The 13379-nt window shown below is 43.0% G+C and carries 13 protein-coding genes; 8 read left to right on the forward strand and 5 right to left on the reverse strand.

Features of this window, described 5'->3' with window-relative positions; translation table 11 throughout:
* Positions 1 to 6 precede the first annotated feature (6 nt).
* Entirely contained in the window at positions 7 to 585 is a 579-nt protein-coding gene (nfuA, locus tag ACYTXU_RS09705) for a Fe-S biogenesis protein NfuA (protein WP_462206517.1), read from the forward strand.
* A gap of 34 nt (positions 586 to 619) precedes the next feature.
* Here the strand turns inward: nfuA and ACYTXU_RS09710 are convergent, their stop codons facing one another.
* From ACYTXU_RS09710 to glnE, 4 genes are all read right to left on the reverse strand, one after another.
* Positions 620 to 1537 (reverse strand): hypothetical protein, encoded by a 918-nt coding sequence (locus ACYTXU_RS09710; RefSeq protein ID WP_462206518.1) that lies wholly within the window; start codon positions 1535 to 1537, stop codon positions 620 to 622.
* 181 nt (positions 1538 to 1718) lie between these two features.
* On the reverse strand, positions 1719 to 3101 hold the full coding sequence (locus ACYTXU_RS09715) for an aspartate kinase (RefSeq protein WP_462206519.1): 1383 nt from the start codon (positions 3099 to 3101) through the stop codon (positions 1719 to 1721).
* Between the two features lie 48 nt (positions 3102 to 3149).
* Positions 3150 to 3380 (reverse strand): zinc-finger domain-containing protein, encoded by a 231-nt coding sequence (locus ACYTXU_RS09720; RefSeq protein WP_462206520.1) that lies wholly within the window; start codon positions 3378 to 3380, stop codon positions 3150 to 3152.
* A 32-nt stretch (positions 3381 to 3412) separates the two neighbouring features.
* On the reverse strand, positions 3413 to 6292 hold the full coding sequence (gene glnE, locus ACYTXU_RS09725; RefSeq protein ID WP_462206521.1) for a bifunctional [glutamate--ammonia ligase]-adenylyl-L-tyrosine phosphorylase/[glutamate--ammonia-ligase] adenylyltransferase: 2880 nt from the start codon (positions 6290 to 6292) through the stop codon (positions 3413 to 3415).
* A gap of 179 nt (positions 6293 to 6471) precedes the next feature.
* Between glnE and ACYTXU_RS09730 the strand changes: the two genes are divergently transcribed.
* The 6 genes from ACYTXU_RS09730 (at position 6472) to ACYTXU_RS09755 (ending at position 10990) form a co-directional block, all read left to right on the forward strand.
* Complete coding sequence (locus ACYTXU_RS09730; protein ID WP_331891923.1) at positions 6472 to 7059, forward strand: LemA family protein; 588 nt, start codon at positions 6472 to 6474, stop codon at positions 7057 to 7059.
* Positions 7060 to 7096: 37 nt separating this feature from the next.
* Positions 7097 to 9046: a M48 family metallopeptidase gene (locus tag ACYTXU_RS09735; protein ID WP_462206522.1), complete on the forward strand. Its 1950-nt coding sequence runs from the start codon at positions 7097 to 7099 to the stop codon at positions 9044 to 9046.
* A 5-nt stretch (positions 9047 to 9051) separates the two neighbouring features.
* On the forward strand, positions 9052 to 9705 hold the full coding sequence (locus tag ACYTXU_RS09740; RefSeq protein WP_462206524.1) for a hypothetical protein: 654 nt from the start codon (positions 9052 to 9054) through the stop codon (positions 9703 to 9705).
* A gap of 88 nt (positions 9706 to 9793) precedes the next feature.
* Positions 9794 to 10036: a hypothetical protein gene (locus ACYTXU_RS09745; protein WP_462206525.1), complete on the forward strand. Its 243-nt coding sequence runs from the start codon at positions 9794 to 9796 to the stop codon at positions 10034 to 10036.
* A gap of 7 nt (positions 10037 to 10043) precedes the next feature.
* Positions 10044 to 10457, forward strand: a complete 414-nt coding sequence (locus tag ACYTXU_RS09750) for a hypothetical protein (protein ID WP_462206526.1) — start codon at positions 10044 to 10046, stop codon at positions 10455 to 10457.
* Between the two features lie 23 nt (positions 10458 to 10480).
* Complete coding sequence (locus ACYTXU_RS09755; RefSeq protein WP_462206527.1) at positions 10481 to 10990, forward strand: hypothetical protein; 510 nt, start codon at positions 10481 to 10483, stop codon at positions 10988 to 10990.
* Between the two features lie 61 nt (positions 10991 to 11051).
* Here the strand turns inward: ACYTXU_RS09755 and ACYTXU_RS09760 are convergent, their stop codons facing one another.
* Entirely contained in the window at positions 11052 to 12548 is a 1497-nt protein-coding gene (locus tag ACYTXU_RS09760) for a CYTH and CHAD domain-containing protein (RefSeq protein WP_462206528.1), read from the reverse strand.
* A gap of 151 nt (positions 12549 to 12699) precedes the next feature.
* Here ACYTXU_RS09760 and ACYTXU_RS09765 point away from each other — a divergent pair, with 151 nt between their 5' ends.
* Positions 12700 to 13374 carry a TIGR00153 family protein gene (locus tag ACYTXU_RS09765; RefSeq protein ID WP_462206529.1) on the forward strand — a complete coding sequence of 225 codons (675 nt, stop codon included), beginning with the start codon at positions 12700 to 12702 and terminating at the stop codon, positions 13372 to 13374.
* Positions 13375 to 13379: the final 5 nt, after the last annotated feature.

Consider the following 13379-nt stretch of genomic DNA (forward strand, 5'->3'; position numbering starts at 1 on the left):
GTTATTATGATTACTATTTCAGAAGCTGCTCAAGAGCATTTTCGCCGTTTATTAGCCGGTCAGGAAGAGCCTGATACCGGCATTCGCGTATTTGTGGTTAACCCAGGCACCAGCCATGCAGAGTGTGGCGTTTCATACTGCCCACCGGACGCCATTGAAGATACCGACACTGAATTGAAGTTCGATGGTTTTTCAGCCTTTATCGACGAAGATAGCGCTCCTTATTTAGAAGAAGCCGAGATTGACTACTCGAAAGAACAAACCGGTGGTCAGTTAACGCTGAAAGCACCTAACGCAAAAGCACGTAAAGTTGACGACGACGCACCAGCTTCGGATCGCATTCGTTATTACCTCGAATCCGAAATCAACCCAGAGCTCGCCAACCACGGTGGCCAGGTATCATTGGTTCAATTCACCGAAAGTGGTATCGCCGTTCTACAATTCGGTGGTGGTTGCCAAGGTTGCGGTATGGTCGACGTCACCTTGAAAGAAGGCATCGAGAAAACCTTGATTGAACGTGTTCCAGAAGTGAAAGGCGTTAAAGACGTCACCGAACACGCCGAAGGTGAGAATCCTTATTACTAAATTAGTAATATCAAAGTTCTAAAAAAAAGGCGCTTTAAGCGCCTTTTTTGTATCCGATAGCCTTTATAACATTCTGCTTTCTATCTTCATGATAACTGGAAAGTAGCTCATCGCACTCTAATAGAATCTTTTTCTTTTCCTCTTGAGTCATATCTCTAGTTATATGATTTAATAACTTAGGATTGAACCACATGATACTAATAGGAAAGGCACCATAGCAGCGATTGTCACCTATGGAATACACAGGCTGCGCTCCTCTCCATAACAGCAAATCAACTTGCCACTCAGAGTATGGCTTAGGGGTATCATCAAATCGACCTGGCCCTGATTCACGTGCGATTTTCTCTAACTTCCAGTTCGGATTGAAAAGATACGCAGGGATATCAGTTAACCACAATAAAAAAATAAACAAAATAAAAACCATACGGGCAATTCGATTCGAATCTTTTTTTGTGTAGATATCAATATTTTTCAGGTTTTGCTGCGCCTCATAAACAGCATCACTATTGACCACTAATGCTTCACTAACACTGGAAAACATCCCTAAATCGGTAGTGTTTACATTGTTATTTTTCTTTATTGATTCAACATACTCAGTTAAGACTTCCCCTGATAATTTCCCGATATGCTCCTTAGCAAGGGTTACATCTCTAGCGTATGACCACAAGCTTGATTCAACATCATTGTCTTTGTTATTTCTACCAACGAAAAGCCCTAAAACATTTCCGTTCTGGACAAAACAAACGCCAATAACAAAACCCATATAGGTTCCGACTAAAACATCAACGTCCTCACTCAATATCCAAGCTTCAAGCTTGTCTCGCGAGTATCGCCCCAATAGCCGCTCTATTTGCTCGTCATCACATTTTAATCTTCTTATAACCCCCTCAGTCAGAACCCTTATTTCTGAAAGGTCTTCTTCCTTTGCTGGGCGGTATTTGAATGCCAACATCCTAAATCCCTTCATTCTTATTATCTAATCAAATTATAGTATAGTTTACTAATAGGATGGGTTATACCCAAGGGGGCAGACCCGGCGTAAGCCGTAACCCATCATCAATGTAGAACTTTTGTTGGGTTACGAGGAAAAGCCTCTAACCCAACCTATAACGTCCTTATAATCAAATCCAATTTCATTTAATCAAATTATCATGCAGCAATTGCAATACTTTTAAAGCATCATCATCGTTCACTAAAAACGATAAATGATGATCGCCTGTAGCGTGACTTAACAGCAACCATTGCTCAGGAAGGTCTGCATCAATTTGCAATAAGTGCCACAATGCTTGGCTGGCTTCACAACCGATTAGAGTGAGCATGGCGCTATGCGAGGTAAAGACACTGCGGCAGACTTCGGCAAGTTTTTCAGAGAGCTTTTGCAGGATTGAATCGGAGTAAATACTGTTATTGGTTTCAATCGCCATGACTAGAGAATTTTTGGTGGAGGCCATCAATTCACTGCTCAAGCCAAACTCATTAATAATGGCAAAAACTTTTTGTAATGTGTCAGGTTGTTGCCCGCGTCGTCCGAGCAACAAAGTAACAATCGGAATTTGCTGTTTTAATGCAATGGCTTTAACCCATTTAGAAGACTCATAATCACTGGTTATCAATGTCCCTGACTCGTCAGGTTTGTGAGTATTGCGAATTTCAATAGGAATATTATAAGCCATCACTGCACTAAGGCATCGTGGGTGCAAAACTTTTGCACCAGCTTCAGCCATATCAAATGCTTCGTTATAACTAATGGCACTCAACTTTTTAGCACTACTAATTTTATTTGGATCGGTACTGAACATCCCAGCCACATCAGTCCAGATTTCGAGCTTTTCGGCCTGTAGCAATGATGCAAAATAAGCGGCTGAAGTATCCGAGCCTTCTCGTCCCAGCAACACAGTCTGCCCTTCGTCACTAGAGGCGATAAAACCCTGGCTTAAAATCACATCGGCTTGAGCTGCCCATTGGTTAGCTAGTTCTGCATTAGGCCGCGGATGACAAACGGCATTCAGATACAAATCATTGTCGTTTTGATGATGATTTGATTCTGAGGTTAATATTTGACGCGCATCTAACCATTGGACGCTATAGGAGTCACCAAAAACCTTGCGTAAAAATTCCGCGCCGAGTACCGAGGATAGTAGCTCACCATGCGACACCACCTGCGCTCGATCCATTGCTGTCAGTTTTTCTTTATGGCTAATATCAGCGATAGCGATTTGCAGTGAGTCAAACCAGGGATCAAGCAAAGTAGCATCAACTTCTAGCTCATGCGCCATCGCTTTATGCTTATTCAGCAGTTGATGCAACGCATCCTCACTGTCATCGGTTACTGCTAACTTTGCAATCGCTTCCAACTCATTGGTAACGTTTTTAAATGCCGAATGAATGACGGCAACTTTTTTTCCGTTCTCAATATTACTTTTTACAATCGATGCTATGTTATCCCAATCCGTTTGGCTGGACACACTGGAGCCACCAAATTTGAGTACCACCCATGAATGTGTTTGGTTTGTCATGATTTATCCGATGAATCGTTTTTATTAATGAATAGAAAGACAGCTGAATTATTTACTGAGCTGGTAGCGGTTGCCGCAATAAGGACAACTGGCGCGTCCGTCTTTATCAAAGGCCATAAAGACTCGTGGGTGCTGATTCCACAAGGTTTGATCTGGCATAGGACAGTGCACTGGTAAGTCACTATCACTGACTGTAATTACCGGGGCTTGCTTTGGTTTAGCACCATTATTCTCAGCGCTTTGTTTTTCAGTCGCTTGCTTGGCCATCTGCTTGCTCATAACCGGCTCCTTTGTTCCATTCTTCTTTACGCTCATTCTACATCGCTGTGTTGAAAAGTCGATTGCCAGACCTCAACAATTGCCTGTCGTTGTTCAGTCAGCTCATCTTTGGAAAGCAATGCTGGTTGGTTTTGCAGTGCTCTTGAGTTCGAAATATCTCTGAGTAGCCGATAGTTTTCCATCATGCAATCACGTGTACTCTTATTAAGCAGATCCTTCTCGGCCAACAACTGCAACCAGTCGACATTATTAAACGGCAACCCGTCTACCGAGCATTGCTCCAGCAGCGACTTCGAATATTGTAATGCCCAGTATTGCACTAAAAATTCTATATCAACCAGACCGCCATAACCTTGTTTGATATCCCAAAGACGAGCGTCGGTTTTATCAAGGTTGTCACGCATTTTTTTGCGCATGGTAATAACATCCTGACCTAATTGTTTGCGCTGCTCGCTACTGAGTACTTTATTACGCAATTGCAAATAACGGTCTCTCAAGCTGGTATCGCCAGCAACCGGGCGTGCTCGCACCAATGCCTGATGTTCCCAGGTCCAGGCTTCATTCATCTGATACTTGTCAAAGGCATCAATGTGACTGACCAGCATTCCGGAGCGACCTGATGGACGCAAACGAGTATCCACTTCATACATAATGCCTTGCTGGGTGCGAGTTCCAAGGTAATGCACCAAACGCTGTGCCAGACGGGTATAAAATTGATGTAATTCCAGAGGCTTGCCCTGTTCACCTGATACTTGCGTCATAGCATCTGGCTCACCCTGATATAAAAACACCAGGTCAAGATCCGAACCATATCCCAGTTCATCACCACCCAGTTTTCCATAGCCAATTACTAAGAAATCACATACTAATTCACCAGCGTCCGGCCTTGGTTTGCCATGTTTACTTGTCAGCTCATTCCAGGCCATTTGCAGTAAATATTCCATGATCACTTCTGCAAGATCAGTCAGTTGTTGCGAGACTTCACTGATGTCGAAACGTCGAGTGAGATCGCCCGCCGCAATTTTAAATTGGCTGGACTGTTTAAAACGACTCAAAGCCAACAACTGCTCTTCGGTTTGATTCATTTCGATGCGCATCATGGCTTGTTGCAACTGGTTGGCCAAATTCTCTTTAGTCAGCTGCTTGCCAAAATTACTGGGGAACAACAGTTCATCCAGTAACGATGGATAAATAGATAACTGTTGCGCCAACCAGCTGGAGCGTGAAACTAGTTGAACCAGAAACTCCAAGACCGGAATATTTTCAGCCAGCATTTCAAAATAAGCCGTTCGGCGACCAATCCCCTGCAATACCTCAAGACAACGCGATATAGTTTTGTTGGAATCTTTCTGTCGGCCGGCCTGAATCACCAGGTGTGGCAATAGTTGCTCTATTCGCGCAAAACCGCGCAAACCAATTTTTCGTTCTGAGAATTCCTGCCTGAAACTTTGCAACTCTTTCAAGGTTTGCTCTGCCAAAGAATACTGCTGTAAGACCTCAGTCTGGCGTTCACTGTCCAACTGACCTTGTACTAACTTTTTAAGAACTGGCACTTGATCATTGTGATCATGCTCTTCTTTAGGATCATGAAATAACCCCTTAAAGAAACGAGCCACTACTTGCTGATGTTTGGCTAATTCAGTTTCGATCGTTGCCCAGTCCGCATAGCCCAGCAAAAGTGCAATCTTTTGTTTCTCATCGTTGCTATCCGGCAAATCCTGTGTTTGTTTATCTGCATGAATTTGTAGACTATTTTCCAATTTTCGCAAAAACTCGTAAGCACTTTTCAGGCCACTGGCATCTTCGTCTTTGATTAGCCCCTGCTGCACTAACGCTTCGAGAGCCTGCCACCAGTTTTTCGCTTGTAACTGAGGATGTCGGCCGCCGCTAATCAGCTGCAAACTTTGCACAATAAATTCCAGTTCCCGAATACCGCCATCGCCTAATTTAATATTGTTTTGCGCATCTTTTCGCTGCAGTTCAATGGTGATCTTTTGCTTTAACTGACGGATGGATTCGAGCACACTGAAATCAATATAGCGCCTAAAACTAAAGGGACGGATAATATTCGCTAACTGCTCTCGGAAATGGTGATGGGCCTGTAACACTCGCGCCTTGATCATGGCGAAACGTTCCCACTCTCTTCCCTGCTCTAAGTAATAATCCTGCAGTGCATTAAAGTTAGCCACCAGTGCACCACTTTGCCCATAAGGACGTAACCGCATATCCACACGATAGACAAAACCATCCGCCGTATTATCCGACAACAGGCTAATCAGTTTTTGTCCATGACGCATAAAGAACATTTGATTCTCAACTGACTTACGCTGATCTTCGCCGATTCGCGTTTCACCATCTTCCGGATAACCGAAAATCAGATCCACATCTGATGAAAAATTCAATTCTTCGCCGCCCAGTTTCCCCATCGCCAATACCAACAAATGTTGCTCTTCACCGTCGCTGGATACAGGAACTCCGTATTGCTGGCAGGTTTGCTGATAACTCCAGTCTTGCGCACAATTGATCAACTGCTCAGCCAGCACGGATTGCAGATAACAGATTTGACGAATCGGTAGCTGCTGCAGAATATCGGCCACTGCAATTTGCATTGACCAATAATGACGCTGATGGCGCAAGAATTGCTTTACCTCGTATTCAGGCCAGGACAGATCCAGCTTCTGTTGAATACTTAAAATATTGGCTGACAAATTACTCAAATCAGCAGCCAGAGCCTCCACTAGCCATTGCGGCTGACGTTTTGCCCAGTGATAGAGGTAATCACTGCCACATAAAATTCTTGCCACCTGCTCCATATCTCCCGCATAAGCGGTACCCAGAGCCTCGAGCCACTGCGAGGTTCGCTGTTCTGCTTCAGCTTGCAAGGTTTCTGGAATAGGTGCTATCTGCATCATCAATGAATCAACTTTTGTCGTATTTACTGGCCTGTAAGAGGATTATGCTATCGTATTTGGGGTGTTTTAAGCTATTGATGTTGTACGATTTATTACAATTTAATGCAAACTAATAATTTATCCGCCCGACAAACATTGATAGGATAGGCCGATAACAATGAATAAGGAGTATCTTAAGAATGGGCATCATCATCACTTTAGTCATCATCGTTGCGTTAATCCTGTTTATCGTCGGGATTTACAACAAGCTGGTCAACCTGCGCAATCGCTTTAAAAATGCATACGCACAAATTGATGTACAGCTTAACCGCCGCTACGACTTAATCCCGAATCTGGTTGAAACCGCCAAAGGTTATATGAAGCACGAGCGCGAAACGCTTGAAGGCGTTATCAATGCTCGCAACACTGCAGTTTCAGCAAATCAGGCAGCAGCCGACCATCCCGAAGATCCGAATGCCATTAAGAACCTTAATCAGGCGGAAGGTCAACTTACTGGTGCATTAGGTCGCTTGTTTGCCTTATCGGAAAACTACCCGGACTTGAAAGCCAATCAAAACATGGCTCAACTGATGGAAGAGTTAAGCACCACCGAGAACAAAATTGCTTTTGCACGTCAGGCTTATAATGATGCCGTCATGCAATACAACACCTATCGCGAGCAAGTTCCTAACAACTTTATCGCCAATCCATTTGGTTTCCAGGAAGCTGAGTTGTTTGAAGTTGAAGATGAGCAGGTTAGAGAAGCTGTTAAAGTATCTTTTGACTAAACCTCATTTTTTCATCAACTGATAAGCAATAACAACAATGGACTTTTTTGAACATCAAGAAGTAGCCAGGAAGAAAACCCGGCTACTGGTTTTCTACTTCCTGATGGCTGTGATCTTAATTGTCGCAGCCCTCAATTTTATTGGCTTCATGCTGGTAAAGTCACAAAGCTCCCCCGACATGCCCTTCAAAATCAGCGACTGGTTTCAGCATTCATGGTTCTACGCCGTGACCCTTGGCACCATTTTATTGATCTTGTTAGGTTCTTTATTTCGTTGGTTCCAGCTCAGCGCGGGCGGCAAAGCAGTTGCTTCAATGGTTAAGGCACGCGAGGTCTTGCCGGACACCAACGACCTGTTAGAAAGACGCTTGCTCAATGTAGTTGAAGAAATGTCAATCGCCTCAGGAACATCCGTTCCCACGGTGTATGTGATGGATGAAGAAGAATCGATTAATGCCTTTGTGGCAGGACTTGAAGCCAGCGATACGATACTGGTTGTCACCAAAGGCGCTCTACAGAATCTGACTCGTCAGGAACTGCAAGGCGTAGTCGCTCACGAATACAGCCATATCTTTAATTCTGATATGCGCATCAATGTACGCTTAATCGCCATACTGGCTGGCATTTTGCTACTTGGCCAGGCTGGTTATTTTGTCATGCGCTATATCCGTTTTGGCAACGTCCGTAGTAGCAAAGAAAGTGGCGGTGCAGTAGTAGCCGTATTTGTAATCGGCATATCACTGTTCATTATTGGCTATATTGGCTTATTCTTTGGCCGCTTAATTAAATCTGCCATTTCTCGCCAACGAGAATATCTCGCTGATGCTTCCGCCGTTCAGTATGCCCGCGATAACGAAGGCCTGGCCGGAGCCTTTATCAAGATTAAACAGCAGGGTTCTTTGCTGAAAAACTCGCATGCGGAAGAAACCAGCCACATGTGTATTTCAGAACCGATCAAGCTCAATTTAAATAGCCTGGCTTCGCACCCGCCGATTGAAAAAAGACTGACAGCGATCATGCCCGGCTGGCGTAACCTTGCCGAACGAATCGAAGAGCAGCGCCTGCGTGAAATGAATCAAGAGCAACAACATGATGACATTGAGCTTGAACCTGAAACCAAGCAAGCAGCTGACTTTGGATTTGGCGCCATTATCGACACCATTGGCCAACCGACCACCCTGCACCAACACGCTGCCGGGGTTTTATTACTGGGGTTACCCGAAATTATTCGCCAGGCTGCTCATGGTCAACACTCTAATTATAATGCAACGCATCTGGCGCTTGCCCTGCTACTGAGCGATGATCATCAGGTCTCTGAATCAGTCTTAAATCTAATAGCCGACAAAACCAGTCAGCAAGATGCCGACCAGGTTCTGGAGTTAGCGCAACATATCACCAAGGATAAACGCCACTTACGTTTAACCATGTTGGATATTTCAATTCCCAGCCTGCGTCGACTCGGAGCCAAAGAGCGCAAAGAGTTTTTAAGTCTATTGAGAGAAGCGATTCATCTGGATAGCCATATTTCGGAATTTGAATATGTGCTTTACGCCATACTGCAAAAGAACCTCAGCGATATCAAACAGCCGCCAAGCAATAGCATCAAGAGCTTCAATGGTGTAGCGAATGAAATCCAGGTTATCCTTTCTGCAACGGTACACAGTACAGGCCAAAGCGACGACGAAAAGCAGGAGCTATATTCAAAACTGATACAGCCGTTCGTTAAAGACCCTTCACCATTGCTTGAGAAAAGCTTTGATGCCGAATCTTTCCATCAGGCCTTAAAACGCCTGAACCAGTTAACCCCAATGCTGAAAAAACCATTGATTCAAGCGTTGGAAGACGCCGTTTCTTATGATGGCAAAGTACATCCTCAGGAAATCGAACTGCTACGAGCCATCGCCGAATGCTTAAACTGCCCTATTCCACCGATATTGGAACAGGCGCAGCATGAGCTGGTGAAAGAAAACCCTACAATTAATAGCTAAAAAAAATGAAAGTGTTTCATTTTAAAATTTATATTGCAGCATTTTTGACTGTGTTAACTGGATGCAGCTATTCTGGAGGTGCTGTAGAGTCCTATATAGTCGACGGGGACTTGCCTCAATATATTGTGGTTAATCTATCAGAAAAAGATGTTCGGGATAAATTACTAGAAGCCTTTAACGCTAAACAACTCAAAGACAACATTTACTACAGGAGTCATGGCTTTAAAAGTAATGAGAACAATGATACGCCCTTACCGCTTATCGCAGAAGATGAAACTAATTCGCTATGGGGTAATGAATTTTTCTCAAACCCAGAAAATAGTGAGAAAATCTTCATACATTCAATGGGAGCCTCATTTTTATCTTCCTGTTACTTACAGAGTGGAAAGCCTATAGGCTATAGCGCGACATTTTATATTGAAATAACTTCAATTGAAGGGAAGTCTAAAATATCAGTTAATTCCTTTGATTCAAATATCATATATGGTGGCGAGTTTAACGCTCATGCAATGGGGTGGGTACCACAAAGTAAGAAAGTCGAACCTGCTCAAATAGAAAACTACAAATTACTGGCGGTTATAGCAAATATGCTGGGAATAGCCTTGAAATCCCCAAACTACTATATTTCTGATATCACAACGAAAGCTCCTTCGTGTTAATTTCAATAAGACCCAAATTAATACAATCAGAATCACCCTTTAATATTAACGATTCATACAAGAGTTTTGCTTAAAGGAGCCACTCTAGATGCTTTCAATGACAGGTATTATTGCACTCAGTATAGTTTTCGTTGGAATTCCTTATATCATTTTAGGCTTTATTGCTTATTCAGATAGAATACCCTCAAGTTCAAAATTTGAAGCAGCCGGCCCTTGGTGGGCTTTGTATCCAAAGAATTATAATGAGTTCGGAAGAAAACTTACTCTATGGGGAAAGTTTTTATTGGCTTTAGCTTTGCTAGTGACTGTTTATTTCTTTATTAATGGGTGAAATCGTAATGAATGTTCTGAGAATATGTATAGCTTTCCTTTTTTCTCTATTCATACTAAGTTGTGAGCAAAAAAGTACTGATGAACTTTTAAAAGAGAAAATTATTGGCACATGGAGTGCTAACTATCCAGCTCAGCATAGCAACGACATAAGCGCATACGGAGAAGGAACTTATTATTCTGATGGCACTTTTAGGGGCTGGAACAAAATAACATTCCCTGATGGTACTATTAAAGAAAGCTCATATTATGAATCATGGGAAATCAAAGATCATAAGCTAGTTTTAACACCAAAGAAAAAGTATGATTCGCCAGAAATGAATAGTGTCATTATTGATCACATTGAATCTATAGATGAACAGACTATGATTCTAGTCAATGACAAAGGTGAAACAATGACAAGGAAGAAGGTCTTAGATTGATTAGTAGCATTAAGCTGCTAGTTTTGTCACGAATGATTATTGGAAATAAACAAAGTTTTGCTTTCGAACTGAAAAGCATTGATGAAATGATTAATATTGAGGTTTGGGTGGCCGGCTTCAATGTTAGTTCTAATGATACCAATGCTTATGGCAAACAGTTCGTGCATCATTTAAAGCTGGATCGAGAGAACTTAAAAAAGACTTTTGATCTAAAGATTACTAATTACTTAAATTCTTTAACGCTAGAGGAATGCGTAAGTAAATTACTTGCATATAACTTGGGAAACTCCAATGGTGATCAGCAACTGGATGAGATCAATCTTAGATGTAGAGTTTTAGAGCTTGGCCCCACAATGGATCACCTATGTTGTTTTTTAATTCCATATAAAAGAGAATTTTATCTGCAATGTTTTGTTTTTGACTCTAAGTATGAAGAAATAAAAAATGTAAAATGGCTTTCTCGTAAAGTTATTCTTAAAGAACTAATTTGCGTAATTGAAAAAACCATAGATCAAATAACAAATACCGCCTAATCTGACATACAAATTTTGCTACAGGCTGTATTCATTGAAACACAGCCCTAAGCCTAAGTAACTAATTCCAATACGGATTTTCTTCCAGTGCTCTGGTGCGCATGGTGACTAGCGCTTCGAGGATGTCTTTTTCGGTGCGTTCCAAGCGTTCATCAACACGATCTTCTGTTTTCAATGCGCGGCGGATGAATTCGAGTTGTTTGAAGAGTTCGATGCTGGCGACTAAATCTACCCATCTTTGGCGATAAGGTTTGCGTTTTTTGTTTTCGAACAGGCTGCCGAAGAAGAGGCCGATATCGAGGGTACGATACATTCGAGGCAGGTACGTCAGATAGTCGTTTTCGGTCAGTTCCTCTTTGCCGGTTAAGTGGCGTTTGATGTCAAACAGCTGGTGCTGTAATTGACGAATAGCGAAGGGGAAAATTTCTTTTTTCAGGCGCTGTCCGCCACCTTCTTTGAAAGCCAGGCGCCATTCTTTAAGGTACAGCCAACGGGAAAAATGCAGTAGTTTGAGGTTGTAAGAAGGCGATTTAAGGTATTCGACAAATTGAGTGCCTTCGCGCTTAAAGGCTTTGCGTAGCCCTTGTTCGAAACCTTCTAATTCTGAGTATTTAAAGCCATAGAGTTTGCCGTTGTTAAGCCAGTTAATTTCTTGTGCGACTTTCAACAGTTTGGCAAAGTTTTTGGTAATTTCTCGCCAGTCACTTCGCAAGCCGCTCAATGCGTGACGCGGTATCATGGGCGCAAATACGGAGTACATGTGCTGCATGAACATTAAAGCGCGGTTCAGCTGCAGAACATTATCCAGCGTTACTTCGCGTTTCATTTGCTTGATGTAGTGTTGCCAATGGCCAAGTCCAGTATGCGCGATGGTTTCGAAGGCCGCTTCAGCTGAAGATTTAGCGCTTAGTTCGACTACTCTAAGTTGTTTTAAATATGGAGACGACTTTCGGCACAGACTGTAGCCACGCTCAGCTTTGCTTTCACTGTCTAATACCAGATTAAATTTTTCAATCAGCTCCTGGCATAAGGCAAACAGCACCGCTGGCTCGCCTTCTTTAAGCTCCAGTTCGACTTCACAGATATCCTGCTGAGCTTCTTTACAACGGATTGAACCGACATCCAAAGCGATTTCGATCTGACTGTCGCTCTCTGTGACAACCATCTGGCGTCTTAAAAAGTCTGTATTAAAGGCTGGCTTGAATGGGCCATCCTCTTCTTCGGCTTCTTCGAGCAATATCATCAGATACGGCTCGGCCACGGCCTGCAGGTCTAATTCTTTGGAAGGGAGTTCGATCTCGGATTCATTGCGTTGAAACAGGCCACCGACCACTCGACCAGCGGATTTGACCGACTGGATGAACTTTTCACCGTCTCGGCGGATTCGTAGCCCGATTTCCATCTCTCTGAGTTTATGATTCTCAGTGTCGAAATAGGTGTTGGCCAATTGCTTTTCCTGCCAATCACTAGTGTCCGAGAATCGATCGCTAACCCATTGTTTTATATCGCTTATCTTATCGGGCGTCGCTGATAGTTTTATTTCTATTTCGATCGACATGCCTTAATTTCTACTCAGTTTGGTTTGAGTCATTCAACGCAGTTTACAGCGCGAATCGGAAATTGCCAATCGTTAAGTCTGGTATGCGAGTGCCCGCATGCTTATAATGTGCACCTTTACTTGTTGGCCCAAATAATCCATTGGGGGATATATGGCTAATTCGATTCTTGACCTTTTTGCGTCATCACCTATTCGTCCTATGCAAGATCATATGGCGAAAGTTCATGAGTGCGCCTCTGAACTGAAAAACTTCTTTAAAGCGACTATCGAAGGCGACTGGGATAAAGCAGATCAGCTTAAAACCCATATTCGTGAGCTAGAAAATGAAGCTGACGACTTAAAGCATGATTTGCGCATGCACTTACCTAAAGGCCTTTTCCTGCCGGTAGCTCGTACCGATCTTCTCGCTCTTTTGAGCAAACAGGACAAAATTGCCAATATCGCACGCGACATTTCTGGCCTTGTATTTGGCCGTAAGATGCAGTTCCCTTCTAATGTTAATGAAGACTTGATGGGCTTGATTCAGCGTTCGATCGATGCATCAGCGCAGGCTTTTAAGGCTATCAACGAATTAGATGAATTATTGGCAACTGGCTTTAGAGGCCGCGAAGCCAGTCTGGTTGAGGAAATGATTGACCAACTGGATATGATTGAAAACGATACAGACGATTTACAACGTGAATTACTGTTCAAGATCTTTGAACAAGAAAACGAACTACCCCCTGTACAAGTGATGTTTATGTATAAGGTAGTACAACAAATCGGTGATTTAGCTGACAGCGCTCAAAGCGTCGGTTCGCGCCTTGAAATGATGATAGCTCGATAAACCGG

The sequence above is a fragment of the Kangiella sp. M94 genome (genome assembly GCF_054926195.1).

Bases quoted from the DNA above. Each gene is read 5' to 3' on its own strand.
- ACYTXU_RS09730 (WP_331891923.1), top strand. From the start codon at position 6,472: ATGGGCATCATCATCACTTTAGTCATCATCGTTGCGTTAATCCTGTTT.
- ACYTXU_RS09760 (WP_462206528.1), bottom strand. From the start codon at position 12,548: ATGTCGATCGAAATAGAAATAAAACTATCAGCGACGCCCGATAAGATA.
- ACYTXU_RS09720 (WP_462206520.1), bottom strand. From the start codon at position 3,380: ATGAGCAAGCAGATGGCCAAGCAAGCGACTGAAAAACAAAGCGCTGAG.
- ACYTXU_RS09745 (WP_462206525.1), top strand. From the start codon at position 9,794: ATGCTTTCAATGACAGGTATTATTGCACTCAGTATAGTTTTCGTTGGA.
- ACYTXU_RS09715 (WP_462206519.1), bottom strand. From the start codon at position 3,101: ATGACAAACCAAACACATTCATGGGTGGTACTCAAATTTGGTGGCTCC.
- ACYTXU_RS09735 (WP_462206522.1), top strand. From the start codon at position 7,097: ATGGACTTTTTTGAACATCAAGAAGTAGCCAGGAAGAAAACCCGGCTA.
- nfuA (WP_462206517.1), top strand. From the start codon at position 7: ATGATTACTATTTCAGAAGCTGCTCAAGAGCATTTTCGCCGTTTATTA.
- glnE (WP_462206521.1), bottom strand. From the start codon at position 6,292: ATGATGCAGATAGCACCTATTCCAGAAACCTTGCAAGCTGAAGCAGAA.
- ACYTXU_RS09765 (WP_462206529.1), top strand. From the start codon at position 12,700: ATGGCTAATTCGATTCTTGACCTTTTTGCGTCATCACCTATTCGTCCT.
- ACYTXU_RS09740 (WP_462206524.1), top strand. From the start codon at position 9,052: ATGAAAGTGTTTCATTTTAAAATTTATATTGCAGCATTTTTGACTGTG.
- ACYTXU_RS09710 (WP_462206518.1), bottom strand. From the start codon at position 1,537: ATGTTGGCATTCAAATACCGCCCAGCAAAGGAAGAAGACCTTTCAGAA.
- ACYTXU_RS09750 (WP_462206526.1), top strand. From the start codon at position 10,044: ATGAATGTTCTGAGAATATGTATAGCTTTCCTTTTTTCTCTATTCATA.